The following is a 26932-nucleotide window of genomic DNA, read 5'->3' as shown; positions in this document are numbered from 1 at the left end:
CGTGAGCATCGACGTCGTCGAGGCGAGCATCGCCGGACTGCGCGGGGCGCTCGAGGCGGGGGAGACGACGAGCGAGGAGCTCGTCGGGGCCCACCTCGAGCGGATCGCGGCCTACGACACGGCCGGCATCCGGCTCAACTCCCTCGTGGTGATGAACCCACGGGCCCTCGATGAGGCCCGCGCGTCGGACCGCCGCCGTCGCGAGGGTCGCGTCCTCGGACCACTGGACGGCATCGCGTACACGGCCAAGGACTCCTACCTCGCGACCGGTCTGACCTGCGCGAGCGGGTCACCTGCCTTCGCCGACCTCATCGCCCAGCGGGACGCCTTCACCGTCGAGCGCCTGCGGGCCGCCGGTGCCGTGCTCATCGGCCTGACGAACATGCCCCCGATGGCCAACGGGGGAATGCAGCGCGGCCTCTACGGCCGTGCCGAGAGCCCCTACAACCGGGAGTACCTCACCTCGGCCTTCGCCTCCGGGTCCTCCAACGGGTCGGGGACCGCGACCGCGGCCAGCTTTGCGACCTTCGGCCTCGGGGAGGAGACCTGGTCCTCTGGTCGGGCGCCGGCGAGCACCAATGCGCTGTGTGCCTACACCCCCTCACGCGGGGTGATCTCCGTGCGGGGCAACTGGCCGCTCGTCCCGTCGATGGACGTCGTCGTGCCGCACACCCGGAGCATGGCGGACCTGCTCGAGGTGCTCGACGTCATCGTCGCGGACGACCCCGACACGACCGGTGACCTGTGGCGCACCCAACCGTGGATCGCGGTCCCGTCCGCCTCGAGCATGCGCCCCCGCTCGTACCCGGCCCTGCGCACCGGTGACGGGTCCCCCCTTCGCGGTCTGCGGCTCGGGGTGCCACGGATGTACCTCGGGACCGACGAGGAGGCCGGCACCGGGACGGGCTTCGGCGGGCCGACGGGCGCTCGGATCGAGCCGCGCCCCAGCGCGCTGGCGCTCTTCGACGCTGCCCGCGCGGACCTCGAGGAGGCCGGCGCGGAGGTCGTCGAGACGGACTTCCCGGTCGTGTCGAACTACGAGGGCGACCGGGCGGGGGCGCCGACGATCGCGACCCGCGGGCTCGTGCCCGAGGGCTACCTCGACGAGGAGATCTGGGACCAGTCGATGTGGGGCTGGGAGACCTTCCTGCGTGCCAACGGCGATCCCCGGCTGCACCGGTTGGCGGACGTCGAGGGCGCGGCGATCTTCCCTCCGCCGGACGGCGCGCTCCCGGACCGGTACGGCACCCTCGACTTCGATCTGGCGGACTACGTCACCCGGGCGCGGGAGGTCGGGGTCGTCGAGGACGTGACGACCCTGCCCTTGCTCGAAGGGGGTCTGCGCGCGCTCGAGGAGACCCGCCGGACCGACCTCGAGGAGTGGATGGACGAGCACGGCCTGGATGCGGTGGTCTTCCCGGCCGTCGCGGACGTCGGTCCGGCCGACGCCGACGTGGACGAGGACTCCGCGGCACTGGCCTGGCGCAACGGCGTGTGGGTCGCCAACGGCAACCTCGCGCCCCGGCACCTGGGCATCCCGACGGTGACGGTGCCGATGGGCACGATGGCCGACATCGGCATGCCGGTCGGCCTGACCTTTGCGGCACGGGGATGGGACGACACCCGGTTGCTGGCGATCGCCGCCGCCTTCGAGGCGACGGGGGAGCGGCGCACGCCGCCGCCGAGGACTCCGCCGCTCGGGTGAGTCAGCGCGCGACCTGGACCTCCTCGGCCCTGCCGTCCCCGATGAGGTACCCGCGACCGGGCAGCCGCGGCAGCGGCGGGACGCGCAGCCCGAGGGCGTCGCCGTCACTGCGGCTCGTCGGTTGCAGGAGCACGCCGGTGCGGGCGCGGCCGATGTCGGCGACGAGCCCGCGGATCTGCGACGCCGCCGTCTGCGTGGCGGCGGAGGCGATGACCAGGCCACGATCGGCGTCGACCCGCCGCAGGATCTCCCGGAGCACGTCCGCCACGGGGGAGTCCTCGATGCGATCGGCGTCGTCGATGACGACGGCGAGGTCGGGATGCTGCTGGCGCAGCGAGATGAGCGTCTCCCGGTCCTCCGGGTCGATCCGGGTCACGGCCTCGAGGTCCGGGTGCGGCGCGATGTCGTCGCCGGCGATGAGAGCGACGGGGTGGCCGACGACCACGGCGTGTCGGGCCAGCGTCGCCAGGACCGTCGTGCGGCCGCTGCGCGCGGGACCGCACACGAGGACCCGACGGGCGCCGGGGGTGCGCCAGACCACCGGGTCCCGGCCGCCACCACCGACGCCGACGGGGAACCGATCGCTCGTGGGTGTCGGCAGCTCGGCGAGGTCCACCGCCTCGGGCAGTGGCTCGACGCTCCACGGTCGGCGGGAGCCGTCGAGGTGATCACCGGGCGGCCCGGGGAGGGTGATCTGCAGCAGGTGACCGCCCGGTTGGCGACGGGCCCGGCCGGGTAGGGGCCGGGACGACATCTCGCTCGGCTTCAGCCCGGCGAGCGCCGCATCGCCACGGTCGGGCAGGTGGAGGACAAGGCGCGTGCTGATGAGCGAGGAGATCCGGCCGGAGAACAGCTCGCGACCACCGGTGACGAGCGCTCGCAGACCGGCAGCGGTGCCGTCGCGCAGCAGCGTCTCGAGGACCTCGGCGGTCTCGCCGAGGTCGGCGCTGCCGCGGGGCTGGGCGACCCTGCCCCAGCCGTCGATCGCGAGCAGCAGGTGGGGAGGTGGCAGCTCGGTCGAGGGGTCGGCGTCGTGAGCCGCCCACCAGGCATCGAGCGTCGCGTGGCCGCTGGCCCGCAGCAGGACCCGTCGCTCGGTGACGTCGGCGTCGAGGCGGGCGAGGAAGCGGCTCGTCACCGCGAGGTCCTCGCCGTCGATGACGCTCCCGACGTGGGGCAGCCGTGCCAGCTCGGCCAGGCCGGAGGAGCCGTCACCGATGACCTGCACCTGGAGTCGGTCGGGGGACCACGTGCGGGCCGCTGCCGTGACGACGCTGGTCAGGCTCGTCGTGCGGCCGGTCCCGGGGCCACCGACGAGCATCCAGTGCCCGCCCGCGGGGGACCACCCCATCGGTACCTGCTCCTGGCTCTCGGGTCGATCGACGACCGCGAAGGGCGCCCCCGGCGCCTCGTCGTCCGCGCGGCGGCGCACCGGGATGTCCGCGGGGGTCAGGGTCGGCGCGAGCGGCGGCAGCCAGGGTCGGTGGGGAGTGCCGATGTCCAGGTCGGTGGCCAGGTCGGTGATCGTTGCGGTGAGTCGCTGCAGGTCCGTCCGCCCGCCGTCCTGCGGCCGGGCAGGAGTCGGCCACGGGGTGCCCGGGGCGCGCACGAGCACCCCGTCGGCGAGCGAGATCGCGTGCCCGGCGATGCGACCCGTCTGGAAGGCACGGGCGGGGGAGCCGCCCGTGCGGGCGAGCGCGCGGCCGGGGGCCTCCTCGGGGATGTCGACGGCGTCGGCGGTGCCGAGGACGTCGTCGCTGTCGATGCGGTCGCGTACCCGCAGGGCGATGCGCAGGTTGACGTTCGCCTTGATGTCGGCGGAGACGATGCCTCCTGGACGTTGGGTGGCGAGGACGAGGTGCACCCCGAGCGAGCGTCCGACGGCGGCGATCCTCATCAGGTGGGACAGCGCGTCGGGCTGCTCCTCGGCGAGCATGCGGAACTCGTCGATGATGATCATCAGCCGGGGCAGGGGTTCGCCGTGGTGGTCGTCGATGTCCTTGGCCCCGGACGCGGCGAGGATGCGCTCGCGCCGGGTCAGCTCTGCGTCGAGGCTGGTCAGCGCGCGCTCCGCCTGCTCGGGGTCGAGGTCGGTGAGCAGGCCGACGGTGTGCGGCAGCCGGGCGCACTCGGCGAAGGCCGCGCCCCCCTTGTAGTCGACGAGGACGAAGGTGATCTCCTCCGGGGACAGCCGGGCCGCCAAGGAGGCCACCCAGCTCTGGAGGAACTCCGACTTGCCCGACCCGGTCGTCCCGGCGACGAGGGCGTGCGGTCCGTCGCGGCGCAGGTCGATGCGGTGGGCGCCGTCCGGGCCTGCCCCCACCACGACGTCGAGGTCGACGGGGGCGGCACCCTCCGGACGGGACCACGCCCGCCGGATCACGGCCGGCTCGTCCGGGTCGAGGTCGAGCAGGTCGACCAACCGGGCCGTGGTGGGCAGCCCACCACCGCTCGGGTCGGGGGTGGCATCGCGCAGTGGTGCCAGGGCGGCGGCAACCCGTCGACCCCAGGCTGGTCCGGTACCGTCCACGACTCCGGTCGCCGCCTGCGTGCCCGCGACCTGCAGGCGCACCTCGTCGCCGGCGAGGACGGCGACGGCACCGCACTCGTGGGGCAGCTCCTCGGCCGTGTCCGCGAGGGCGATGACGAGGACCCGGTGGCCGCTGCCCTCGGCGAGGACGGTGCGCAGGTTCGGGTCGCTGCGCCAGTGGGTGATCCCGTCCACGAGGAGGACGAGGGCGGGGGGCGGTCGCTCGCCGGCGCCCTGGTGCTGCTGCTGCCTCGCGGCCCGCTCACGGGCTGTCCGGGCGTGCCCGGCGAGGACGGTGAGGACCTGCTCCGGGTCGGCCGTGGCGCGGCCGGAGGCGGGGACGTCGTCGTGCTCGCGCAGGTGCACCAGCCCGGCGAAGGGGGACCACCACCCTTCGTCCTCGGCCACGACCGAGACCCGCACGTCGTGGTGGGAGTGCAGGACGGTCAGCTGCCCGAGCAGGTGGCGGGCGAGCCGGTCGCGGGCCCCACGACCGCCGGCGACCCCCAGGACCCCCACCTCGTCGAGATCGACGACGAGGGGCACGTGCTCGAGGACCGGGTGACCGCGCTCGCCACCGCCCCGGTCGACCTCGACGCGCGCCGGCAGCGAGCCAAGACCGAGCCGCAGGTCGAGGTGCTCGTCGTGACCGGGCCGCCGCTCCCACAGTCGCGGGGAGTCCCCGCGCGCGGCGTCGAGCAGCGTCATGGCATCGGGGGCCGCGAGGAGTCGCTGGCGGCGTTCGGCGGCCAGCGCCTCGGTGAGGCAGGTGCCGGTGCGGGCCCGGTCACGGGTCCAGGCCGCGTGCTCCTCGCGGTGGTCACGCCGCGAGGTCGATCGGTCCGACAGGGTGGAGGCGACGGCGAGGAGCGGGGTGAGCAGACCGAAGAGGAGCATCCGCGGCCCGAAGAAGAGGGCGAGCAGCCCGGCGAAGGGGAGCGGGAGCACGACCATCACCCACGGGATGCGCCGGCGCCCGGGGGCCCGCGGCTCGGGCGGGATCGTGATGCGGACCGGGGGACGCGCCGATGGCAGGTGGGGCCCGGGGTTGACGGTGAGCGTCCCGGCGCCGGTGGGTCGTCGTCGGGAGGGCCGGGACCGGCGCGCCTCGAGGAGGAAGGTCGTGCGACCCGCGCGCAGCTGGGTGCCGGCCCGTACCCGCGTGCCCCCGGCGGGGACGGGGGAGCCGTCCACGAGGGTGCCGTTGGTCGTGCCGAGGTCGCGCACGAGGACGCCGTCCCGGTCGACGTCGAGACGGAGGTGCTCCCGGGAGAGCCCGGGGTCGCTCGGGCGAAGGGCGGCGGTGTCGCCCCGACCGACGACGTGCCGACCGCTGGCCAGCCCGAGGGAGAGCCCCGCGTCCGGGCCGGTCGTCGTCGTCAGCCGCAGGGGTGCGCGCACGGGGGCCCTGGTCACCTCCTCGTCCCGGTGGCCGAGGACGAGTGCGGCGCCCTCGAGCAGGGGCGGCCGGCCGACCACCGCATCGTGCGGGCACGCGGCCCCGTCGACGTGCACGGTGGAGTCGGTCGGCAGGGCGAGCGCGTCGAGCAGGTCGGTCAGCGTGTGGTGGCTCTCCGCGCGGACCTCGACGCTGCGCTCTCGGCCCGCACGGGCATCGATGATGCTCAGCTGCAGCAGCATGCCCGCACCGTAGGCCGGACGCGTCTGACCGGGCCCGGCGTTGTCCACAGGCCGACGTGCGGCCGCCCCTCAGTCGTCGAGGCCCCGGGCCGCGAGAGCGTCGCCGAGGTCGTCCGCCCGCCGCAGGGCGCCCACGATGAGCGGGACGGCGAAGGCGCGCGGGCTGGCCGCCAGCCCGCGGGCGTGCTGTGCATCGCGGACCCGTCGGGCGAGGTCGACGACGAGGGGGACGGCGCGGATGGCCAGCTGGAGCATCAGCCCGACGCGTTCGGGGTTGACCCCGATCCGCCGCAGCGGTGAGCACACGCGGACGACGACGTCGATGAGGTCGCTGGTGCGCGTGGTGAGCGTGACGAGGTTGGCGAGCAGCACGAGGGCGACGATGACCCCCACCACGACGACGGCGCGGGACCACCCCGTGACGACGACGTGGAAGATGCCGAGCGGCACGACGATGAACAGCAGCGGGCGGAGCATGGCGAGCAGCACCCGAGGGGACAGCCGCGCGAGGGCGTAGCCGAGGACGACCACGACGAGCGCGGCGCCGGTCGCGGTCGGTGACCGCACGAAGGTCGCGCCGACCCCGGCCACGAGCAGCGCTGCGAGCTTCACCGAGGCGGGCAGGGTGTGCAGGGCAGAGCTGCCCTCGCGGTAGAGACCGATCACTGCGGCCGGACCATGAGGTCGAGGTAGTGGCCCACCGCGGACTCGGGGGTGCCGTCGTGCACGAGCCGGCTGTCGTCGAAGACGAGCACGCGGTCGAAGTCGGCGAGCAGGTCGAGGTGGTGGGTCACGAGCACGACCTGCTGCGGCAGGTCGCGCACGACATCCGCGACCCGGCGGGCGTTGCGCACGTCGAGCAGCGTGGTCGGCTCGTCCATGACGAGGAGGTCGGGCTCGGTGACGAGGACGGAGGCGAGGGCGAGCAGCTGCTTCTGCCCGCCGGAGAGCAGGTGGGCGGGGTGGTTGCCCCGACCGGCCAGGCCGTAGGCGGCGAGCACCCGCTCGACGCGCTCGGCGATCTCCCCCTTCGACAGGCCGCGGCGCCGCAGCCCGAAGGCCACGTCCTCGGCTACCGTCGGCATGACGATCTGCGAGTCCGGGTCGGTGAAGCAGAAGCCCACCCGCTTGCGCACGTCGCGGCCCTTGCGGGCGGTGTCCAGGCCGTCGATGCTCACCCGTCCCTCTCCGGGGACGACGAGGCCGTTGAGCATCCGCGCGAAGGTCGACTTGCCGGAGCCGTTGGCGCCGATGACCCCGATCCGGTGCTCGTCGAGTCGCACGCTCAGATCGCGCAGCACCGGTGGGCCGCCGTCGAACCCGTGGGTGACACCCTCGACGTCGATCAGCACGCCTGCACCACCATCGCCACTCCCTGACCGCCGCCCGCGGCGATCGCGGCGAGGCCGTAGCGCCCTCCGTCGAGGCTCCGCCCTCGCTCCTCGGGACGCTTCCCTCGTGCGGTGACGAGCTGGTGGAAGAGCCGGACGACGAGCACCGCACCGGAGGCGCCCCACGGGTGCCCCAGGGCCAGTGCGCCGCCGTCGGTGCAGACGCGAAGGGGGTCCAGCCCCAGCTCGTCGCAACAGGCCAGGACCTGCCCGGCGAAGGCCTCGTTGAGCTCGATGGCGGACAGGTCGTCGAGGGCGAGGCCAGCGCGCTCCAGCGCCAGCCGCGTGGCGGGGACGAGACCTCGGCCGGGCCGGTTCGGCTGCACGCCGGCGGTGGCTGTGGCGAGGACGCGCAGGCCCGGGACCCCGAGACGCTCTCGGGTCGCGGGGTCGACGACCGCCACCGCCGCGGCGCCGTCGCTGATGCCGCACGAGTTCCCCGCGGTCACGGTGCCGTCGGGCCTGAAGGCCGGTCGCAGCCGGGCGAGCTTCGTGGCGGTGAGAGTCGCCCGGGGGCGGTCGTCGCGGGTGACTCCGTCCAGGGGGACGATCTCGGCGTCGAAGCGACCCTCGTCCCGGGCGGTCACGGCCCGGGCGTGGGAGGTGGCGGCGTAGTCGTCCTGCCGCTCCCGGCTCACCCCGCACTCCTGCGCCAGCAGGTCGTTGGCCGGGCCCATGTCGGGGTCCTCGTCCCCCGAGGGGGCGAAGGGGGCCCGCTGGTAGCGGACCGGGTCGCCGCCGTCGACGGGCGGCCAGTACCGCCACGGGGCGGTGCTCGCGGACTCGACGCCACCGGCGAGCACCGCGGGTGAGCCACCGCGGACCAGCTGGGCCGCGAGGTCGATGGCGGCCAGCCCGCTGGCGCACTGCCGGTCGACGGTCAGGGCGGGCACGCCCGGGGGCAGCCCACCGGCCAGGGCCGCGGACCGGGCGACATTGCCGCCGGGTCCCATGCAGTTGCCGAGGACGACGTCCGCGATGCCCTCCGGCGGCAGGCCCGAGCGCTCCACCACGGCGGCGAGGACGGGCCCGGCGAGACGCTCGACGGTCCGCTGGGACAGGGAGTGGCCGGCGGTGCCGATCGGGGTGCGACCGGCGGCGACGATGACCGGCGCGCCCGGCGCGTCCGCGGTCATCGCTCCGCCCGCGCGGCCGCGAAGGCCGCGCGCAGGGCCACGCGGTCGACCTTGTCGTGGCCGGTCAGGGGGAGCGCGTCCACCTGCAGCCACCGCCGGGGCCGCTGGGCCGCGGTGAGCACGTCACGGGAGAGGGCCTGGAGATGCTGCACGTCCTCAGGATGCGTCACGACCGCCGCGACCACCTCACCGAGGTCGGGGTGGGGCAGGCCGAGCACCACGACGTCACCGGTGGCACGGGGTCGCAGCGCGTGCTCGATCTCGGCGGTCCGGACGGTGGTGCCACCCGTGGTGATCCCACCCGAGCGGCCGTGCACGCGCACGCAGCCGTCCGTGAGGTCGCCCCGGTCGCCGACGGTGACCCAACCGTCGGCATCGTGGCGCAGGGTGTGCTCGGGCTCGAGGTAACCGCGGCTGACGTAGGGCGAGCGGACCCACAGCTCCCCGTCGCGGGAGGTCACCTCGACGCCGGGGAAGGGGCGCAACGCGTCGGCGTGCTCGCCCCAGGCGACGAAGGAGAGCTCGGCGGCACCGTAGTAGTGGCTCATCTCGGCGCCGGCCGCACGGATGCGCGCCCGGGTCCCTGCCTCGATGCGGTCACCGGCGACGACGAGGTGCCGTCCGGCCAGGTCGGGGTTCACCGCGTCCAGCAGGCGCCGCAGGGCGGTCGGTGTGAGGTGGGCGTGCGTGGCCGACCCGAGGTCGGGCGCGAGCGTGGCGCCGGCCCAGCGGGCGTGGATCGTCGCGAAGAGGTTCATCGTCGCGGTGGTGGGTCCGGGCACCCAGACCCGGCTGGACGCGTCGAGGTCGGTCAGCTCGCTGACCGCCGCGAAGGAGTCGGACCAGGACTCGGTCGTGCGCACGATCGTGCGGGGTCGGGCGGCCGTGCCGGAGGTGGGCAGCGCGATGGGGCGGCTGCTCCCGTCGGCCTCGATGAAGGCGGCGACCGGGTCATCGCACGCCAGGAGGTCGACGACCTCAGACGCGGGCATCCGCACGCTCTCGTCGCCGGGCGGGCAGGAGCCCGGGGTAGGCCGCGTGCACCCCCCGGGCCACGAGGGCGCAGAGGATGGCCTTGGTGATGTCGCCGGGCACGAAGGGCAGGGCCGCGACGAGCGCGGCGCCGACACCGAGGTCGGCGCGCAGCACCAGGCCGATGACGCCGAGGAGGTTGAGCAGGAGCACACCCCCGAGGATGTTGATGCCGATCCCCAGCACGAGGCGGTAGGGCCTGCCGACGGCCTGCGTCATCGCGCCGATGACGACGGCGGCGATGGGGAAGCCCACGAGGTAACCGACGGTCGGGCTGGCGAAGACGCCCAGGCCGCCGCGGCCACCGGCCAGGAGCGGGAGCCCGAGAGCCACGAGGGCGAGGAAGACGAGGACGGCCAGGCCGCCTCGGCGCGGTCCGAGGATCGCGCCGGCGAGCATGATCCCCAGCGACTGGGCGGTGATGGGCACCGCGCTGCCGACGGGGACGATCGCCGGGATCAGGCCGAGGACGGCGATGATTCCGGCGAAGACGGCGATCTGCGCCAGCTCGCGTCCGGTCGACGCGGGGGAGTGGTTCGACACGACTTCCAGCCTTTCGATGTGGTTGGGCCGAGGGTAGACCGAGTTCGTCCCCGCCCGGGTCACGGTCCCCCTCGTGGGCGTCGCATGTCGCGGCGATCCGTGTGACACCGCCGGTGCCTGTGGATTCTCGAGATGCGGGTCGTCGAGAAGTCGCTAGCGTGCTGTGGGTGCGATCCGGGGAGGCTCGCACCCAGCAGTCGAGCAGGGAGATGGGGAGTCGGTCGTGGACGCGGTCGAGACGGTGGAGACCGAGGTGCGTGAGCTGATCCGCCGCACGGGCCTGGACCCGGTGCGTGAGACGGGCGAGGTCGCGGACCTCGTGCGCGCCGCGGTCAGCGACTACGACGAGCGCAGCACCCACGGCGGGCTCCCGGTGCTCGGCAACGTCGAGGCGGCCGTCAAGTCGGTCCTCGACACGGTGGCCGGCTTCGGGCCCCTGCAGCAGTACTTCGACGACCCACTGGTCGAGGAGATCTGGATCAACTCGCCGAGCCAGGTCTTCATCGCCCGCAACGGCGTCGCCGAGCTGACCACCACCGTGCTCACCGGTGACGAGGTCCGTGACCTCGTCGAGAAGATGCTCAAGTCCTCGGGCCGACGCATCGACCTGTCCTCGCCCTTCGTCGATGCCACCCTGCCCGACGGCAGCCGGCTGCACGTCGTCATCCCGGACATCACACGGGACCACTGGTCGGTCAACATCCGCAAGTTCGTGGTCAAGGCCGATCACCTCGACGACCTCGTACGACTGGGCACCCTGACCAAGGGGGCCTCGACCTTCTTGCAGGCTGCCGTGACCGCGGGGCTGAACATCCTCGTCGCCGGCGGGACCCAGGCCGGCAAGACGACCCTGCTCAACTGCCTCTCCTCGGCGCTGCCCCCTCGAGAGCGGGTGATCACCTGCGAGGAGGTCTTCGAGCTACAGAACCCGACCGACCTACACAGGTGTGAGGGTCGGCGGCATGAAGCGCGTGAGGACGGCCTGCCGTAGATCGTGGCTATGACGATTCTCGGCATGAGGCTGTCCGCGTGAGCTCCTGCTAGCCGAAGTCCTCGGGGCCGGTCGGCTCCCTGGGCTGGTCGGCTGGCGTGAGGCGAGCGAGCCACCAGCGCAGTTTCCGCGCCCGGGTGCGCAGCTCGGTTCGGGGCACCCCCGGGAGATGCTTGGACTCCTCGAGGGTCCGCTCGAGCAGGTGGAGCTGCTGCGTGGCGTGCTGACGCAGGGTCGAGACCCGGGAGCGGCACGTGCCACTGCAGTGGAGCGTGAGATGCCCGACGCCGAGGTAATCGACGGGCCGGGTGCACTCCGGATTCGCGCACGGCGCTGAGTTGCCGACAGGGTGCTCTTCCATGGCCAGGGTCATCTGTGCGAGACGAACGCGCACGTCATCGACGTGGTCGCCGGGGAGCGGCCCGTGGACTCCCGAGGGGTAGCGCGCCATGGGCACGACTCTAGTTGGAATTCATGGCAACAGCAGTTACGTCTCGCTGTGGCTGACCTCGTGCCCTACAGTGCGCTCATCGAGGTCAGGCGCTGGGCCAGACCGGAGACACAGGGAACCGCAATGCGACGCTCCATCCCCACCCTCGCCGTCATCTCCGTCCTCGCACTCGGCGCCTGCTCCGCCGATGGCGCCACCGACAGCGGCAGCTCGACGTCCTCATCCTCATCTTCGTCCTCCGAGGCGGCCGCCGCGAAGAACGACGGCAACGCCACAGCGGAGCGCGAAGGGGTCGTCTACTTCGGGCAGACCTACGACTGGCCCAGCGTCGGCCTGTCCGTGAAGATCGAGCGCGACGGGTTCTACAACGGCGAACAGCAGTACGGACCGCGGTTCAAGTTCACCATGAAGAACACCGGCGACAAGCCCTACGACATCGGCACACCTGGCATCAACACTCAGGTCGACGACGCCGACGCCGAGGAGATCTGGGACGACACCAAAGGCATGGAGGGCAACCCCGGCACCGTGGTCCTGCCTGGCAAGTCCACGACCTACACCTCCGTATGGGAGGGGTCCAAGGCCAGCGCCGTTATCATCAGCGTCCAGCCTGACATGGAGACCGAAGCCGCCTACTTCACCGACAAAGGAGCGGTGTGAATGGGTGCAACGCTCGCGTCCACCCAGCGGTGCACCTGCCCGGGAATTTGATCAGCCCGGGGCACAACAAGAGCGCCCCCTCCGCCGAACCCAGAGGTCTGACGAAGGGGGCGCAGCGGCGAGGCGCGGAGCTACTCGATGCCCGCGCCGTGCTCGGCCGGATAGCCGCTTGTGCCTGAGCTGCTCGTGTTGGAGGCGGCAGTGGCCGAGACGAGGGCCGCGATGAGGCCACCCGCGAAGACCTGCCAGTCTCCCTGGCTGGCCTCCCACGCGCCCCAGATGAGGGCGGCGAGGGCCACGAGGGCGTAGACGTACTTGCGGTAGCGGGCGGGGATCACGTCGGTGAGGACGTTCATGGTCATGCTCCGATCTGTGCGGGGAGAAGCTTCAGGGCGGCCCACGCGAGGATGAGCGCGCCGGAGAGGACGAGGCCGATCGTCTTGGCGATGACGACGTCGTTGTCGCTGCTGTGCAGCGCGTCGAGGGGGCGCATCACAGCACCCGGTTGAGGTAGCGCTGGAAGGCCTGCGTGGTGTTCGGGCCCCAGTCGCCGTCGTCGGGGGTGCCGACGATGCGCTGCAGGCGCTTGACCGTCCACCGGCCCAGTCGCCCGTCGATCCGCAAAGGGTCACGGTTGGGCGCGACCTCGTTGATCTTGCGCTGCAGGGCCTTGATGTCCCACGGGGTCCACGTGCCCTTGACGGGGGAGCCGGTCCACTTCTCGATGGCCCGGACGGTGTTGGCTCCCATGAGCCCGTCGACGGCGAGGTCGTCGCCGCCGTCGGCGTCGCGGTCGAGGTAGCGGCGCAGCGCGGCTGCCGTGGCTGGACCCCAGATCCCGTCCGGCGTCGAGCCGACCTTGCGCTGCAGAGCCTTGATCGTGTTCGGCCCCCAGTCGCCGTCGACCCTGACCTTCAGCCACTGCTGGGTCGCCTTGGCTGTCTTCGGGCCCATCACGCCATCGGCCTTGACGCCGACCGCGCGCTGGAGCGCCTTGATCGTGGACGTGGACAGGTCGTCGGGGGCGTACCACTCGGCACCCACCGAACCGGGGGTGAGGATGATCCCGCCGCCGGCACCCTTCGCCATGGCCGTGCCGACGTCGATCGGGCCCGGGTCCCAGTGCGTGTTCCCTTCGGGGACCTGCCCGTGACCGAACCACCCGGACTTGTTCCGCCAGTTCCAGTCGTTGCGGGTGCGGCCGTTGTTGGCCTCGGCGTACGTTCGCGGCGGGCTGCCGCCCACCCACGAGCGGGTGACGCCCAAGGAGTCGAGCCAGTTGGCGCGGGCCGCGAGCGCCCGCTTGCCGGCGGCCGTTACGTCCTTGGTGTAGCCGTTGGGCATAGCCACAACCTCGGTCTGAACGTTGTAGCGGCCGGCGCGGTTGGACTCCCAACCACCGCCGCGGTTCACGAGCGCTCGCGCCGCACGGTGCGCGGGCACCATCTGCACGACGTGGCCCGAGATCGGGTGCAGCGTCAGGTGGGCCTCGGAGCCCTGGGCGATGAGGTAGCGCGCGGCCTGCAGCGCGGACCACGTGTAGGGGGTGACCATGACGTGCTCCGTGGCGCGGGCGGGGCCACCGACCATGCTGCCGCCGTCCCGGCTCGAGGGGAGCGTCACAGCTCCGGGCATCCACATGCGTGCCATGGGTCAGTCCTCCTTCTCGACCGTGGGGGTCTGGTCGGTCTCCAGCGGGTGTGGGTGCTCGTGCTCGACGGTGACGCGGTCCTCGTCGGGCTGGGTGTAGTCCTCGGGGGCCCAGTCGTCCTCGTCGGGAGCGACCTTCAGATTGGGGTGCGGCATGACGAATCTCCTTCGGGCATAGCGAAGGCCCCGGACGTTCGCCGGGGCCTGCGGAGGGGTGGTCAGCTCTCGCTTGGTGAGGGCTGCGGTTCGGGCTCGGGCGTTGGCTCGGGCTCGGGTGGCGGCGTCGTCTCGCACGTCGCGTTGGTTGTCTGCATCTCGCCGTCTGTGAAGGTGACGACGAACTGCCCGTCGGTGCAGGTCAGTGACGCGATGCCGCGACCGTTGGCGCCGTCCTGACCAGCAGGACCGGATGGGCCGGGGTCGCCCTTGGGCCCGGTGACGGACTCACCTCGCGGACCTGCCGGACCAGCGGGCCCGGCAGGACCGTCAGGGCCGGTCTCGCCCTTCGCCCCAGCAGGACCAGCGGGACCAGTAGGACCGGCGACGGATCGTCCGTCCTCACCCGCCTTGCCCGGTTCGCCCTTGATGGACTCACCCCGGTCGCCCTGGGGGCCGACGACGGTCTCCCCGTCCAGGCCTTGCTCACCGGCAGGCCCTTCAACGCCCATCAGGCCGCGGAGGCCACGCGGGCCACGAGGTCCGGGGATTGACTTCCCGTCCTTCCCGTCCTGGCCATCGCGGCCCGACGGCCCCACCGGGCCGCGGGGTCCGATGATCGAGAGGCCGTCCTGACCGTCGATGCCGGGCTGGCCCTGGGGGCCAGCGAACCCCATCACGGGAGAGCTGGGGGTCGTCTCGGGCTCCTCCTCGACCTCCTTCGCGCGCTGGCAGGCTCCCTCGTCGTCGAGAGCCTCACGCATCGGCCCGGGTGTCTCGCACGCCTCCTGCACGCGCTTGGCCAGGTCCTTCGCGCGGTCCTGCACCTGGCCGGCCTCGACCTGAGCGGACTGCGCTTCCTCGGCCTGCTCGGTGCGCTGGATACCCAGCCACGTCCCGGCGACGATGCCAAGGACCGCGGTGGCCACGGCGGCGAGCTTCCACAGGCGCAGGTCGCGGCGGTGATCGGCCTCCATGGCCTCGAGGTCCGCTGCCAGCGGTGAGGGCTCGGTGACCGACTCTTCGCCGCCGCGGCTACTACTCATCGTCGTCTCCTCGGGTCATGCTCGAGGGAAGGTCCGGTATCTCGATCATGCCGACCCCCGTCTGGTGCTCCTGGTCGTTGTGGATCCGTCGTGCTCGCCTGGACTCGATGGCCCACGCTTCGTGCTCGTCGATGTCACGCTGCATCCGCTTCGAGCGCTTGCGGTCCCTGCGGGACTGCGTCCCGAGCCACGCGAGGAGCCCGGGCAGCGCGAGGAGCACAGGCAGGAGAAGGTCGGACAAGTTGGCGTCACCCACACGCTCATCCCTCCTGTGCGTTGAGATCGGCGAGACGTATGGCATGCGCAGCGGCGAGGATGCCGAGTGTCCCCGCCAGCCACGTCGCGTCCGGTTCAAGGCTGGTGGCCCACCACAGCAGCAGCACCGACCACACACCCATCACAGACGCCGACGCGCACGCCGCCCCGGCACGGTGCCGGGGGCTTGCAGCGGCCAGGAGCGAGGCCGCAGCGGCGACGTGCAGGATCGCCCACGCCGGGTGGTCCGCGAGCTCACCGAGGAGCCCCCGGGGTCGCCCTCCGTAGCCGGCCTTGTCGAACACCAGCAGCAGCGCGACGAGCGCGTGCCCCAGCGCGGCGATACGCGCGTGAGCGGCGGTGGTCATGACTGCCCGCAGCAGCAGATCGTTGGTGACTCCTCGACCTCGGCGACGTGCAGCCACATGATCCACACGTTCGACCAGGGGCCTTCCATCCGGGCGTAGTCACCTGGCCGGTTGAGGTAGAGCCGACGACCCAGGCACGCGTCGAAGAAGCGGATGCGCGTGGTGCCGGTGCCACCAGAGCCTCCGCCCGAGATCCCACGGTCACCGGCAAGAGTCTCGTCAGGGGAGACCAGGATCGAGGAGATCTTGCGGCCGTCGCCGGCGTGTTTGATCTCCAGCTCGCCGCTGCCGTTGATAAAGATGGACTTCACGTGGGGGGAGGCATGGGCCGCGTTCTCGTGGAGATACGGCCCTTCCCTGTCGAAGCGGACGCAGGCTCCGGACGGATGCCACTCGAGGTTCATGCTGTCCCTCCTAGCGGGAGTATGTGTGGCGGATCAGCGACGGGTCGATGTCGTCGATGCCGTGGAAGGAACCGGAGTCGAGGTCGGTCAGGACGCCGGCGCCGTCGAGGGCCTTGCCGTCCTTGTCGCCCATGCAGATGCCTCGGTTGGCGCCGTTTGTGAACCACGCGGTGGGCACCTCGATCCAGATCCCCTCGCCTTCCGCGACCCCCTCGACCCACAGGCCGCCGTCGATGCTCTTCGACGACGGCAGAGACGAGGAGGACAGGGACGAGAGTGTGACCGCACCGGAGATGGTGCCGCCGAACCAGATCTTGTTCCTGAGGTAGATCTCCGACTTGTGGAGCGTCGCGCCGGACAGCGCCTGCGCGTGGGTCTTCCCGAACTCCAAGGAGTCCGTGGACTCCACCACCCCGCCGCCGTAGAGCAACGCCACGGACTGGAAGTCAGTCGGAGTGCCGAAGTAGAACCACTGGTCGACGTCGCCATCGCGTCCGGCCATCGCCGCGCCGGTCTTATCGAACATCCGGCTCTCGGTGGCACGCCACGTCGACTGGTAGAGCGTCGGCGGGGTCACGTCGTCACCTTCGCCGCCCTCGGGCGCGTTCCGGGGGCCGATGTCCTCGCAGTACAGGCGGCCCTTGATGGCCTGCGCCGTAGCGCCGTTGAGCCCACGGTAGGTCAGCACCCAGTTGACCTCCGTGTCCGTGTCCACCCAGAACAGTCCCTCCACCTGCAGGTCAGCCGCCACAGTGCTGTTGTAGATCTGGCCACCTGTGGTCGGCGCCCAGAGCTCGTTGGAAGAGATACCCGGCTGCGCGGAGCCCAAGCGGTAGCGCACGTTCCCGCGCAGCACGCCGTTGACGGACCCCAACTTTCCCGAGAGGACGCCAACGACGCGGTACGTGCGGCCCTTCTTCAGCTGCGTCCGCAACCGCACGTACGGCGCTTCAGTGCCGGACGGCTTGACCCCCGTGGAAGTCGAAGAGGCCGCCGAATTCATCAGCCCCCGGGGCAACCGGTCCATCCAGCCCTGCTCAGCCGACCCACCCGCCTGCCCGACCACGAGCAGACCCTTGACCCGGAGGTCCTTGGTGAAGGAACCCCCGGTGCCCGAGACCGAGCCATCCGAGGCGATGCCACCGAGCCGGGTGCCGTCGGCGCCCATGACGCCGAAGAAGATCTCCGGCATTCCTGTCGCCTCGTTGACGGCCATCGCCGTCGCTTCGTAGGGGGCGCCGTTTGGGCCGAGGACGAAGAGCCGGACCCCGTCCCTGGTGATCCGCACGTGTGAGCCCTCGGGGTCGCCGGCGTAGATGACCCCGTCCGTGCCGATCGACCACGCGGCCTGGATATCCCCCGCGAGGATCTGGGAGACGGTTAGCTCGAGGAAGGACGCCGTGTCGGCCGCGATCTGCTCGGCGACCACAGAGTTGAGGCTGGCGCCCTCGGTGACCGTGAGGTTGCCGATGTTCGCCTGGATGATGTTCGCCAGTCGTGCAGCGAAGAGGTTCACTACGGCAGAGTTCAGCGTCGCGCTGTCGGACGTCAGCTTCCCGACATCGAGGTTGTCGATGACCTCCGACGTGATCGGGCGGGCCGCCCACGCACTGCCCGAGGGGGAAGCCGTCTGCACGAAGATGGCCTTGTACTTCCCGCTGGCGTCGAGCACGCGCCACACAGAGTCCTTCGGCATGGTGGTCGTGCCCGGCATCGCCGTGGACTCGACGGCCTTCGACAGCCCGTTGACCATCGTCGTCGCGTGCGCCTTGGCCGTCTGCTCTGCTGCGTCGGCCTTGCTCGAGGCGTCGGCCTTGGCGGCATCGAGCGCAGCCTGAGCTTCGGCGATGGCGTCAGCCTTGGCCTCGTCGGCGGACCGTTGCGCGGCTGAAGCATCGGACAGGGAGACGCCCGCATAGGCGATCCTGCTCGTGGTCCCCGAGTTGCGGATCGTCTTGATCTTGACGTTCGCGCATCCGGGCGGGAAGGCACTAACGGCAGCTCCGGTGCCGGACGACCTCCCATCGTGGATACCACCGTAGATGCGCGTGCTCTTGAATGTCTGCCACTCGCTCGTGATGGTGTTGGAGGTGGAGACGAAGTACATGTAGTTGCTGCCGGGGAAGTTGCGAGAGATCGGCGTTCCAGCAGGACGCGATGGGCCCGCGTAGGGGGTGTCGAGAGTGACTGTGTTTCCGCTGATCGAGGCGAACTTGGCGTAGTCCCGGGTGTAGGTGCCCACCGGCCACACGCGACCCCCGGGGTCGGTGTAGTTCCAAAAGCCGATGTAGGTGTACGCGGGCGTGTGCGCCCAATCGCCCTGCAGCGCCGTCAGATGGACCTCGGTATCGCCAACCGCAAGGGGTTGAGCGAGCTCGCTCACGGTGTCGGGGTCGTAGGTGTAGTGCTGCGGTGAGATGCCCTGTCCGAAGGCATCCTGCGGCCATAGGCCGACGTAGCTCCTGTTTGACGGGGCCGCCTCGGGGTCCGCGTTCCTCATCTTGATCGAAGCGACGTAGGACTTCGACGGGTCGACAGGGATCAGCTCGTCGTTGTTCTCTGAGCCGTAAGGCTGGGCGGAGACGAACGACCCACTGGTGCCCACCGGACCTTCGGGGTCGAACGTGAAAGACGAGAAGTTGGTGTTGTCGCCCATGTAGCCGGTGCCGTTGGTCACGAGGTCGGTGCCACGCGAAGCGGCCTCGCGCTGAGCCCGCTGCAGCGCAGCATCGGCCTTCGCGCTGGCGTCGGCGGCGGCGGTCGCCTCGGCGGCTTCCTTCTTCGCGGTGGCATCCAGCGCGGCGGCGGCCTCGGCGGCGACTCGCGCCTCCTGGGCCCTCTGCTCCGCGTAGGTCTTCGCGGCGGCGAGGGCCCCGCTACTTTCGCCGGCAGCGACGGAGTCGGCGTAGGTCTGGGCGGCTGCCTCTGCGGCGACCTGGGCGGCGTCCGCCTTCGTCTGTGCGTCGGCGGCAGCAGTTGCGGCAGCGCGGGACTCCGCCGCCTCGGCCTTCGCTGTGGCGTCGGCAGCGGCGGCTTGCTCCGCAGCGGCCCGGGCGGCGTCGGCGAGCGCGGCCGCGTCCAGGAGCACCACCCACGACGAGCCGACACGGTGACGGAGCTTGCTGTCGTCGTCCGTGTCGAACCACAGGTCGCCCTCGTCGCCTTCCAGCGGCTCGGTGGGCTGGTAGTAGGCGGTGATCTTGCCATCAGCGGTCGTCTGAGCGTTCTGGGCGGCGGCGAGCGCCTGGCCGATCGACTCGTCCTCGATGACCTGCCATGTCGTGCCGTTCCAACGCCGGGCCTGCCCGGTGCCGAGCTCGAACCACATGTCTCCGAGCACGTCGTCGGGCTGGGACGAGCCGTTCGCCCACGGAGGGTCGGTGTCGTAGTAGGTGCGGATCGCGCCGTCGGCCGAGGCCTGTGCGGCCTGCGCGGCCGTCAGGGCGGCGGTGGCCTTGGTCATGGCCTCTGCGGCCTTGCTCGTGGCGTCGGCCTTCGCGGCGACGAGTGCGGCGTCGGCCTTGCTCGTCGCGTCGAGTGCTGCGGCGGCTTCGGCGGCGACCCGGGCCTCCTGGGCCTTTTGCTCGGCGTAGGTCTTCGCGGCGGCGAGGGCACCGCTGCCTTCGCCGGCGGCGACGGCGTCGGCGTAGTCCTGCGCGGCCTGCTGCGCGGCGGCAGCGGCGTTGTCTGCCTTCGTCTGGGCGTCAGTAGCGGCGGCCTGGGCTGCGGCAGCTTCGGCGGCGTCGGCCTTGGCCTGGGCGTCGATCGCGGCGGCGGCGATGGCCTGTTGCCGCGCGGCGTCCACGTAGGCCTCGTTGGGCAGCAGGTCGATCTCGCCGAAGGCGTCGGAGATCTGTCCCTCGGCGGTGGTCAGGCGGCCCTCGGCCGTGGTGATCGCCTGGGTGTTCTCGGCAAGGACCTCGCCGAGCATTCGCTCGTTTTCGAGGACGAGCTCCTCAGCGTTGTCTATGTAGGACGCGTTGAGGGTGGGGTTGCCGCCGACGACCTCGACGACACGCAGGGCGCCCGTGCCGTCGTCGGCGAAGCGGACCAGGTCGCCCTCTGCGAGACCGGTGAAGGCCTTGATGCCGAAGGGCACCTCGACCAGGAGCGCGCCCTCTTCAGGGTCGACCATGACCTGCGCCCATGTTGTGGGGGCGGAGGGGTGGACGAATACCCGGTCGCCGTCTTCGACCTCTTGGGGGAGGCCGGTCGCGAGGGTGAGGGTGTCGCCGTCGGGGTCGGCTGCGGCGATGTCGACGACGGTCTGCCCTACTCGGGCCTGACCGCCGAGCTCGGGGAAGTCGCTGGCGTCGTCGAGCTGGATGGTGGTCACGCCGGGCTCGTGGTGACCGAGGGCGTTGCCGCCGGCCTCTTCGACCTCGACGCTGAGGACTTGCCCCAGCTCGGTGTCCGTTGCGCTCATCGCTTCTTCGACCTCCGGAGGGGCTTGATGTAGCCGACCGTCATTGGTTCGTCTGCGGTCAGCGGGATCGTGAAGGACGACAGGCGGTATGGCGTGACGACACCGGCGGCGTTGACCTGCTGCACGTCACCGAGCTCGATACCCGGGTGGGGGAGCGCGGTGAAGGTGACACCACCGGTCTGGGCCATCAGCTCGCGCACACGCCGGTCAGCGGCAGCCTGGGCGTCCCGGACGGTGCGGATGGTCTCGTCCTCGATGGTCTCCCACCGGTGCTGACGCACCCCGGACCGGGCGAGCTTCTGCGGGGACAGGCGGTGCCACGCCGGGATGTACGCCTTCGCCTCGATGCGCCACTTCTTCCCCGCCGGTGGCTTGCCCTTCACGTGCACCGAGTTGATGATGTCGGCGTCGTCCTCGACGACGGACGGGACCGAAAGCACCGAGTCGTCGTTGAACCACAGGCTCGTGCCGGTCGGGTGCTGACGCACGCGGAGCGCGCCAGCACCGTTGTAGAACACCTGCCCGCGCAACGCCCTGGCCTGGACGACCATGTACGACCACGGTTGATACCCCGGGCGGACCTGCACCGGGGCGCCCAGCCGGGCCTGGTTCCACTCCGGGAGGTCGAAGCGACGCTCACCGCGGTCGTAGGCGACGTCGCGGATCACCCCGATCCGGGTCAGGCCCTTGCGGTAGATGTGCGTCGACCGGGTCGGTTCCCGCAGCAGCGACGACTTGTCCAGCAGGTCGACGTTCAAGGTGCGGTCCTCGAGGGTGGACCGGTCGACTGGCCCAGTGAACAGCGGCGGGCCGTACCACCCGAACGGGGTGAGGACCTCCCGGCGGATCCGCAGCAGGTCACCCCGGCGCGGGGTGCGATACAGGTCCTCCAGGTGCATCGACAGCTGCGCCGACATCGGGATCTTCGACTTGGAGTCACCCACGACCTGACCCGCAACGATCCGCCCCGTGAGGCTGCGCACATAGTTCTCGCTGGGGTCCATCAGCGACACCAACACCCGCATGCGGTGCGGGCGCCGCAGAGTGTCAAAGTAGGCGCGGCGATGCTCCGTAGACAGTCCGAGCTCGATCACCCGTACGCCTCCCAGTCGTGAGTGCCCCGCTCCCACAACTCGAGAGAGCAGTCGTAGACCAACTCACCGCGTGGGTCCCTGGGAGCGGCCGTGGGCGGCGCGCTCACGTTCCCGATGGTCACCGGCACGCTGATGTCACCCGCGACGAACGTGGCCTTGAGCTGGTCGCGCTTGATGCGCATCAGCCGGTCGCGCCACGTCGCCGCGGACACCTCGTCCAAGGCCGACGCGGTCTGGGTACGGACCAGTCGCCCGGCGACCGGCCCCGACCACCCCTTCAGCCCGGTGACGATCCGCACCGGTCCCTTGTCACCGATCGGCTCGTGGACACCGGCGACCTCCTCGAGCTTCAAGTCCTGCTCAGTGCCGGCGATGAACACCTCGAAGTCATCGGTGATCAGCCACCGGCCGATCACGTCCGGAGTCAACGACGCGGACGGGTTGCCCCACCCCATCTTCCCGCCCGAGAACGGCCGCACCGTGTACCGGTTCGGGCGCCCGGGAACGGGCGCGCGGTCCACCCACAAATACGACCCGTCGCCCTGCCGCAGATCCGCGAGGTCCGCCGCCTCGACGTCGGCGACGATCACCCCGTCGCGGGAGATGATCGTGCGGTCCGGCAAGAAGGTGTTGGTCCACCGCACCTCGACGAAGGGGTAGGGCCAGACCGGCTGACGCACCGAGATCGTGGCCGTCGGGTTCGTCGCCGCGTCCTTGTCGAAGTAGAACTCTCGCTCGATGACATACGCGGCCGTCGCGCCCGGAGTCGTCTGCCGGTCCTTGGTGTCCCACACCACCAACCGCACCCGGTACAGCCTGTCGTCGAACGCCAGGACACCCTTCGGGGGCGTCACAGTCGACGTCGACGCGGTCCGCTTGCCCGAGTCCCACGCCTCAGCCCACAGGTTGAGGCTGGCGTGCTTGCGGAAGATCTCCAACCGGTACGCGCGCTGAGTCGCCCCGGTCAAAGTCCACGAGAACGGGGGTGTCGGGTCAGAGATCGTCGGCGACGAGAGCGCGGGTGCCGTCAACGCCAAGACACCCTTCGGCAAGTACCGAACGGACACCGGTGAGGACCACTGCGACCACAAGCCCGCACCGTCCTTGACCATCACCCGCCAGAACCGCGAGGACCCATCTGCAGGCAGGCCCGGGAAGACCACACCACCCGAGAGGCTGTCCAAGTTCAACGACGCGTCGTCGATCGGCTGCTCACCTGAATCAAAGACCGGCGTCACGAACGACGCCACGTTGTCGAACTGCACCCGCGCCGCGATGATGTTGGTGTCACCGTTGACGTCCAACTGCGACCAGCGCAGCACCGGCTTCGGTTCCGACACGACACGGTTACCCGAAGGACTCAGGTCCTGCGGAGGGTCCGGCTCGTCCGCGACCCACACCCGCAACTGCGGCTCGAGCTTCTTCGCCCACGACGCCGTGGTGTCCGTGGAGTAGAACTTGATCTCGCCCGTGTGCGTGGTCGAGATCTCCCACCCGTCGAAGTCCGCGCCGTCCGACCACCGCTGCACGTGAGCGGTCACATCGAACACCCACGACTCGCCACCACCGAACCCGGTCGTCTTCGTCACCGACACGCCATCGCTGTGCGCCGCGGGCCGGTTCGAGAAGGTCAGGTTCTTGTACAGCGCGTCCCGCTGCCCCTGGCGCTTCACGGTCACCTTGCGGGTGTTGTTCGAGTAGTCGCCGGCCGAGTGGAGGACCAGCTCTGCCTTGATGACGCTCGAACGGGGGTTGAACGGGCGCGCGAACGAGATGTAGGAGTACTTCGAGTCAGACAGCACACGCAGAAGCGACGACTCGAAGTAGTTCTTCGAGGGGTACTCGCTCGAGACAGACGAATCGAATGCCGTCGTGGTGCTGACGTAGCCCATCAGTGCATCCCTTCCAACGCCCGCTCACCGTCTCTGAGGTCGCCGTACACGCCCTCAGCGATGCCCTCGATGTACGCCTGGCCATCACGCATCGACAACTCACCACTGATCCGCAGAGGCCCGCTCGGGCCACCCGCCAACTGCCGCGAGCGCCGAGAATCCATGACGCGCTCACCACCGCGGAACCAGCGCAGCTCCGGGCCGTTCTCACCGACCCAGTGCGGGCCCGGGGTGGCGCTGCGGGTGCCGCCGGCGTACCCGGTCGGTGGCTTCACGCGGCCGCCGTCGGCGTACCAGTTGAGACGTTGCGAGTGCGCCCACGCAGCCACCGGGTTGCGGTAGCGACCCTTGATGTAGTTCAGGCCCCACTTGATCTGCGTCTGCGGGTTCGTTCGCCAGTCAGCGCCGGCAGAGCGCATCTTGCTACCGGGCAGCGACTGTGGGATGCCGTAGGCGCCGCTGGAGGAGTTGCGCGCCTTGTGGTTCCAGTTGGACTCCTTCTGCCACAGCTTGCGCAGGGCTGTCCACTGGCGGCCCGTCCAGCCCATCTGCGCGGCGAGGCCCTTGCCCATGATCTGGTTCGTGCCCTTGGCGACGGACGACAAGGACATGCCGGGGCCGCTGCCGCCGCCACCGAAGGACAGGGCCGCGACGATCCTGCTCTTGATGCTGGACCCGATGCGCTTGAGGATCGAAGGGATGATCTTGCCCGCGAGCCCGTACTTGCTCGCGTCGAAACCCTTGGTGAGCCCGGAAAGCTTCTTCTGGAACCAGCCGCTCGGGTTGGAGTACATCTGCCCGATGCCGGCGACACCGGCCATCGCGCCCGGACCCGCGTTGCTGCCACGGCCCCACGACGGCTCGATGTGCCATGACTCCGACGGCACCGTCCACACGAGACCGAACTTCTTCGCCAGCGCACCGTGCACGTTCCTGGCGTTGGACGGAGCGAGGTCGGCCGCGAGACCACGGTTGTGCTGCGAGGAGCCGGGTCGTGCCGCGACCGGGCCCCGGCCAGCGAGGTACCGGTTGTACAGGAGCTGCTGGTGCGCGTTGGAACGGTAGCCGGAGTTGACGCTGTAGCGGCCGCCCGCGGCCGCGTTGAACGCCGACAGCTGCTCGAGGAATCGCTTGTTCAAGCCAGCGACCTTGCCGCCGATCGCGTACCCTGGCGCGTTCCAGGACAGCGCCTTCGCGCCATGCTGGTTGAGCGCGTCCAAGTACCCCGGAGCGACCCGACTGATGGAGTTCTGCGACGACTTTTTCACCACGAACTCGTCCGCGTGGACGACACCGGCCGGGGTCATCTTGCTGCCCGGGCCGGTCCAGCCACCCGCATCGAAACCGGGGATCTTGGGGATCTTCAGGTCGACGCCGGGGATCTTCCCGAGCATCGTGTTGAGCTTCCCGATGAAGTGGGTGTTCATCCACGACAGGGCCTTGCGGATCGGCGACCGGAGGATCCCGTTCAGCCTCGACCAGGCGGAGCGGATCCCATCGCGGGCCTTCACGATGCTGTCCTTGACAGACCTCGCGCCGGCCTTCAGCTTGTCGAAGGCCCACTTCGTCTTACCCCAGAGCCACTTCGCCTTGCTGGCGATGCTGTCGTAAGCAGGGCGAATCCCATTGCTGTAGAGCCACTTCGCGACCTTCGCCCCGCCCCGGAAGGTTGACGTGATCCGCGCGAAATTCGGTTGGATCGCGCGGGAGTAGAGCCACTTCGTTACGGCCCCGACGCCGCGGAACGAGGGCGCGATCGCCTTCTGCCACAACCACTTCGCGGTCGCAGCTCCGCCACGGAAGACGGCACCGACGAGACTGAAATAGCGGCGGACGACGTGGGTGTACCACCACGAGATGAGGGAGCCCATCCCGCGGAACGCGGGCTGGATCGCCTTGCGCCACAACCACGTCGCGACCGCGCCGATGTTGTGGAAAACCTTGCTCATCCAGGGCCAAGCCACGTTCTGGAACCACGTGACCATGCCCGACCCAGCGCGCCGGACCCCGGTGAAGGCGCCGTCCACGATCCGACGGAAGGTCGCGGACTTCTTGTACGCGATGACCAGCCCGACGCCAAGGGCGGTCAAGGCCGTGATCACGATCCCCAGCGGGTTCATTCGCATGACCGCGTTCAGGACCCGCTGCGCTACGGCACCAGCCTTCTTCGCCGCGGTCGAGGCACGCTCAGCGATCGTCGAAGCGATCGTGGCCACCCGCCCACGAATTCGGGTGAGGAGCCCCACCCGCTCCGCTGCCGTTGCCTGGACAGTCGACGCGGCCACAGACCTCTGCGACAGCGCGAGTGCCCGGTTCGATGCAGCTAGGGAGAGCGTTGAAGCGACCTGGAGCCCCATACCGATCGCGGACTGGCGACCGAGGACGTTGTTCGCGCCCTGCAGGACCTTGTAACCGGCGAGCAAGCCGAGGAAGGCCGGGGCGTACTTGACGAGGGTGTCGACGTGACTGGAGGCGAAGCGGACGGCGGAGGCGACGCCGTTGATGACGGAGGAGAGCTTGGGGCCCTCTCCCTTCGCGTCGGCCATCGCCGGGCCCAGCGAGGAGAAGCTCGAGCGCAGATTGTCCAGGGCCGCCCGGTTCTCGGGTGTGCCCAGGGACTTGAACGCAGCGACGATCTTCGGGCCGCTGGCCACGAGACCCTGCAACGCCTTGCGGAGCTTCGGGGCGTTGCTCTCGACCACGCCGGTCAGACCAGCGAGGCTGCGCTTCACGGTCGGGAGCAGAGGCTCGACGGCGTCCGCGAGACCCATCGCGGTCGTGTCCTTCAGCGTCGACCAGGTCCCCGACAGAGACTTGGACTGCTTCTCCATCATCCCGTTGAAGCGCTCGAGGCCCTTGCCGGACTCGAGGCCCTTCATCATGGCGTCGAGGTCCTTCTTGCCGAGCTTGCCCTGCTTGGCGAGCTCGACCACCTCACCCTTCGACCGGTTGGTGGCCTTGGCCAAAAGGTCGTAGACGGGGATACCGGCGTCGCGGAGCTGGTTGAGGTCCTCGCCGCTGATCTTCTGCGCGGCCTGCATCTGCTGGATGGCGACCGTGGCTCGCTTGATGCCTTCCTGCCCGGTGCCCATCCCGGCGGTGACGTTGCCGAGGGTCCGCATGATCGGGATGACCTTGTTGGCGTTGACGCCGGCCGAGACCAGGGACTGCGCTGACGTCTGCAGCTCAGGCATGTCGAAGGGGGTCTCGGCAGCAAATGCCTTCAGCTCATCGAGGAACTTCCGCGCCTTCTTCCCCGACCCGAGCATGGTCGTGAACGCGATTTCGGCTGTCTCGCCCGCGGCCGCGGTCTTGAATCCGAGGACGGTCGCCGCGGTCCCCATGGCGCCGAGACCGATCAGGCCGGCCTTCGCCGCCGAGCGGATCCCCGCACCAAGACGGGAAGTGCCCGAATCGAAGCCCGTACTGACCTGCTGACCACCTCGACGGCCCATGGCCGTCATGTGCTGCCCAGTCACCTCGGAGGAGACCTTGCGCCGCCACTTCGGGAAGACCGGAGTGACTTCGACCTGAGCGGCGCCAGCAGTGATGGCCATGTCG

At 70.7% G+C, this 26932-nt stretch carries 21 protein-coding genes and 1 pseudogene; 3 read left to right on the top strand and 19 right to left on the bottom strand.

Going from position 1 to position 26932, the window contains the following annotated elements; genetic code table 11:
* The first annotated feature begins 1 nt into the window (after position 1).
* Positions 2 to 1705 (top strand): amidase, encoded by a 1704-nt coding sequence (locus ACR9E9_RS14390; RefSeq protein WP_435199622.1) that lies wholly within the window; start codon positions 2 to 4, stop codon positions 1703 to 1705.
* 1 nt (position 1706) lies between these two features.
* Here ACR9E9_RS14390 and ACR9E9_RS14385 read toward each other — a convergent pair whose 3' ends face one another.
* From ACR9E9_RS14385 to ACR9E9_RS14360, 6 genes are all read right to left on the bottom strand, one after another.
* Positions 1707 to 5876, bottom strand: coding sequence for an FtsK/SpoIIIE domain-containing protein (locus ACR9E9_RS14385; RefSeq protein ID WP_435199620.1), 4170 nt, complete (start codon positions 5874 to 5876; stop codon positions 1707 to 1709).
* 69 nt (positions 5877 to 5945) lie between these two features.
* On the bottom strand, positions 5946 to 6542 hold the full coding sequence (locus ACR9E9_RS14380) for an energy-coupling factor transporter transmembrane component T family protein (protein ID WP_435199618.1): 597 nt from the start codon (positions 6540 to 6542) through the stop codon (positions 5946 to 5948).
* A complete protein-coding gene (locus ACR9E9_RS14375; protein WP_435199616.1) occupies positions 6539 to 7228 on the bottom strand; it encodes an energy-coupling factor ABC transporter ATP-binding protein in 690 nt (229 codons plus the stop codon). Before ACR9E9_RS14375 ends, ACR9E9_RS14380 begins: the two co-directional genes overlap by 4 nt.
* A complete protein-coding gene (locus tag ACR9E9_RS14370) occupies positions 7222 to 8403 on the bottom strand; it encodes a thiolase family protein (protein WP_435199614.1) in 1182 nt (393 codons plus the stop codon). Before ACR9E9_RS14370 ends, ACR9E9_RS14375 begins: the two co-directional genes overlap by 7 nt.
* A complete protein-coding gene (locus ACR9E9_RS14365) occupies positions 8400 to 9395 on the bottom strand; it encodes an AMP-binding protein (RefSeq protein WP_435199612.1) in 996 nt (331 codons plus the stop codon). The genes ACR9E9_RS14370 and ACR9E9_RS14365 overlap by 4 nt, the downstream gene beginning before the upstream one ends.
* The gene (locus ACR9E9_RS14360; protein WP_435199610.1) at positions 9382 to 9978 is read right to left on the bottom strand and encodes a biotin transporter BioY; all 597 of its coding nucleotides are present in this window, start codon (positions 9976 to 9978) and stop codon (positions 9382 to 9384) included. The genes ACR9E9_RS14365 and ACR9E9_RS14360 overlap by 14 nt, the downstream gene beginning before the upstream one ends.
* Before the next feature lie 223 nt (positions 9979 to 10201).
* Here ACR9E9_RS14360 and ACR9E9_RS14355 point away from each other — a divergent pair.
* Positions 10202 to 10909: pseudogene (locus ACR9E9_RS14355) on the top strand (CpaF family protein); the annotation flags it as partial.
* Between the two features lie 109 nt (positions 10910 to 11018).
* Here ACR9E9_RS14355 and ACR9E9_RS14350 read toward each other — a convergent pair.
* A complete protein-coding gene (locus ACR9E9_RS14350) occupies positions 11019 to 11420 on the bottom strand; it encodes a hypothetical protein (RefSeq protein ID WP_435199609.1) in 402 nt (133 codons plus the stop codon).
* A gap of 123 nt (positions 11421 to 11543) precedes the next feature.
* Between ACR9E9_RS14350 and ACR9E9_RS14345 the strand changes: the two genes are divergently transcribed.
* Positions 11544 to 12080 (top strand): hypothetical protein, encoded by a 537-nt coding sequence (locus ACR9E9_RS14345; RefSeq protein WP_435199607.1) that lies wholly within the window; start codon positions 11544 to 11546, stop codon positions 12078 to 12080.
* A gap of 131 nt (positions 12081 to 12211) precedes the next feature.
* On the opposite strand, the gene ACR9E9_RS14340 is transcribed toward ACR9E9_RS14345, so the two are convergent.
* The 12 genes from ACR9E9_RS14340 to ACR9E9_RS14285 all read right to left on the bottom strand — a co-directional run bounded on the left by ACR9E9_RS14340 (position 12212) and on the right by ACR9E9_RS14285 (position 26928).
* Positions 12212 to 12442 (bottom strand): hypothetical protein, encoded by a 231-nt coding sequence (locus ACR9E9_RS14340; RefSeq protein ID WP_435199605.1) that lies wholly within the window; start codon positions 12440 to 12442, stop codon positions 12212 to 12214.
* A complete protein-coding gene (locus ACR9E9_RS14335; protein ID WP_435199603.1) occupies positions 12439 to 12573 on the bottom strand; it encodes a hypothetical protein in 135 nt (44 codons plus the stop codon). Before ACR9E9_RS14335 ends, ACR9E9_RS14340 begins: the two co-directional genes overlap by 4 nt.
* On the bottom strand, positions 12573 to 13730 hold the full coding sequence (locus ACR9E9_RS14330; protein WP_435199601.1) for a hypothetical protein: 1158 nt from the start codon (positions 13728 to 13730) through the stop codon (positions 12573 to 12575). The genes ACR9E9_RS14335 and ACR9E9_RS14330 overlap by 1 nt, the downstream gene beginning before the upstream one ends.
* Positions 13731 to 13733: 3 nt before the next feature.
* Entirely contained in the window at positions 13734 to 13886 is a 153-nt protein-coding gene (locus ACR9E9_RS14325; protein WP_435199599.1) for a hypothetical protein, read from the bottom strand.
* Positions 13887 to 13948: 62 nt separating this feature from the next.
* Entirely contained in the window at positions 13949 to 14932 is a 984-nt protein-coding gene (locus ACR9E9_RS14320; RefSeq protein WP_435199597.1) for a hypothetical protein, read from the bottom strand.
* Positions 14925 to 15188 (bottom strand): hypothetical protein, encoded by a 264-nt coding sequence (locus ACR9E9_RS14315; protein WP_435199595.1) that lies wholly within the window; start codon positions 15186 to 15188, stop codon positions 14925 to 14927. The genes ACR9E9_RS14320 and ACR9E9_RS14315 overlap by 8 nt, the downstream gene beginning before the upstream one ends.
* A gap of 4 nt (positions 15189 to 15192) precedes the next feature.
* A complete protein-coding gene (locus ACR9E9_RS14310) occupies positions 15193 to 15555 on the bottom strand; it encodes a hypothetical protein (protein ID WP_435199593.1) in 363 nt (120 codons plus the stop codon).
* Positions 15552 to 15959: a hypothetical protein gene (locus tag ACR9E9_RS14305; protein WP_435199591.1), complete on the bottom strand. Its 408-nt coding sequence runs from the start codon at positions 15957 to 15959 to the stop codon at positions 15552 to 15554. The genes ACR9E9_RS14310 and ACR9E9_RS14305 overlap by 4 nt, the downstream gene beginning before the upstream one ends.
* Before the next feature lie 10 nt (positions 15960 to 15969).
* Entirely contained in the window at positions 15970 to 20385 is a 4416-nt protein-coding gene (locus ACR9E9_RS14300) for a hypothetical protein (protein ID WP_435199589.1), read from the bottom strand.
* Positions 20382 to 21389 carry a hypothetical protein gene (locus tag ACR9E9_RS14295; RefSeq protein WP_435199587.1) on the bottom strand — a complete coding sequence of 336 codons (1008 nt, stop codon included), beginning with the start codon at positions 21387 to 21389 and terminating at the stop codon, positions 20382 to 20384. The genes ACR9E9_RS14300 and ACR9E9_RS14295 overlap by 4 nt, the downstream gene beginning before the upstream one ends.
* Before the next feature lie 86 nt (positions 21390 to 21475).
* Positions 21476 to 23371: a DNRLRE domain-containing protein gene (locus ACR9E9_RS14290; RefSeq protein ID WP_435199585.1), complete on the bottom strand. Its 1896-nt coding sequence runs from the start codon at positions 23369 to 23371 to the stop codon at positions 21476 to 21478.
* A complete protein-coding gene (locus ACR9E9_RS14285; protein ID WP_435199583.1) occupies positions 23371 to 26928 on the bottom strand; it encodes a tape measure protein in 3558 nt (1185 codons plus the stop codon). The genes ACR9E9_RS14290 and ACR9E9_RS14285 overlap by 1 nt, the downstream gene beginning before the upstream one ends.
* Positions 26929 to 26932: the final 4 nt, after the last annotated feature.

The sequence above is a fragment of the Janibacter sp. GS2 genome (genome assembly GCF_051200835.1).
In the GTDB taxonomy this organism is placed as follows: domain Bacteria; phylum Actinomycetota; class Actinomycetes; order Actinomycetales; family Dermatophilaceae; genus Janibacter.
Note: the sequence above shows the minus strand (reverse complement) of the source record. Positions and strands in the feature narration are given on the sequence as shown.

What these genes read in the sequence shown, in the direction of transcription:
- ACR9E9_RS14385 (WP_435199620.1), bottom strand. Translation starts at nt 5,876, where the DNA reads ATGCTGCTGCAGCTGAGCATCATCGATGCCCGTGCGGGCCGAGAGCGC.
- ACR9E9_RS14370 (WP_435199614.1), bottom strand. Translation starts at nt 8,403, where the DNA reads ATGACCGCGGACGCGCCGGGCGCGCCGGTCATCGTCGCCGCCGGTCGC.
- ACR9E9_RS14365 (WP_435199612.1), bottom strand. Translation starts at nt 9,395, where the DNA reads ATGCCCGCGTCTGAGGTCGTCGACCTCCTGGCGTGCGATGACCCGGTC.
- ACR9E9_RS14350 (WP_435199609.1), bottom strand. Translation starts at nt 11,420, where the DNA reads ATGGCGCGCTACCCCTCGGGAGTCCACGGGCCGCTCCCCGGCGACCAC.
- ACR9E9_RS14345 (WP_435199607.1), top strand. Translation starts at nt 11,544, where the DNA reads ATGCGACGCTCCATCCCCACCCTCGCCGTCATCTCCGTCCTCGCACTC.
- ACR9E9_RS14340 (WP_435199605.1), bottom strand. Translation starts at nt 12,442, where the DNA reads ATGACCATGAACGTCCTCACCGACGTGATCCCCGCCCGCTACCGCAAG.
- ACR9E9_RS14335 (WP_435199603.1), bottom strand. Translation starts at nt 12,573, where the DNA reads ATGCGCCCCCTCGACGCGCTGCACAGCAGCGACAACGACGTCGTCATC.
- ACR9E9_RS14330 (WP_435199601.1), bottom strand. Translation starts at nt 13,730, where the DNA reads ATGGCACGCATGTGGATGCCCGGAGCTGTGACGCTCCCCTCGAGCCGG.
- ACR9E9_RS14325 (WP_435199599.1), bottom strand. Translation starts at nt 13,886, where the DNA reads ATGCCGCACCCCAATCTGAAGGTCGCTCCCGACGAGGACGACTGGGCC.
- ACR9E9_RS14320 (WP_435199597.1), bottom strand. Translation starts at nt 14,932, where the DNA reads ATGAGTAGTAGCCGCGGCGGCGAAGAGTCGGTCACCGAGCCCTCACCG.
- ACR9E9_RS14310 (WP_435199593.1), bottom strand. Translation starts at nt 15,555, where the DNA reads ATGACCACCGCCGCTCACGCGCGTATCGCCGCGCTGGGGCACGCGCTC.
- ACR9E9_RS14305 (WP_435199591.1), bottom strand. Translation starts at nt 15,959, where the DNA reads ATGAACCTCGAGTGGCATCCGTCCGGAGCCTGCGTCCGCTTCGACAGG.
- ACR9E9_RS14300 (WP_435199589.1), bottom strand. Translation starts at nt 20,385, where the DNA reads ATGAGCGCAACGGACACCGAGCTGGGGCAAGTCCTCAGCGTCGAGGTC.
- ACR9E9_RS14295 (WP_435199587.1), bottom strand. Translation starts at nt 21,389, where the DNA reads ATGGACCCCAGCGAGAACTATGTGCGCAGCCTCACGGGGCGGATCGTT.
- ACR9E9_RS14290 (WP_435199585.1), bottom strand. Translation starts at nt 23,371, where the DNA reads ATGGGCTACGTCAGCACCACGACGGCATTCGATTCGTCTGTCTCGAGC.
- ACR9E9_RS14285 (WP_435199583.1), bottom strand. Translation starts at nt 26,928, where the DNA reads ATGGCCATCACTGCTGGCGCCGCTCAGGTCGAAGTCACTCCGGTCTTC.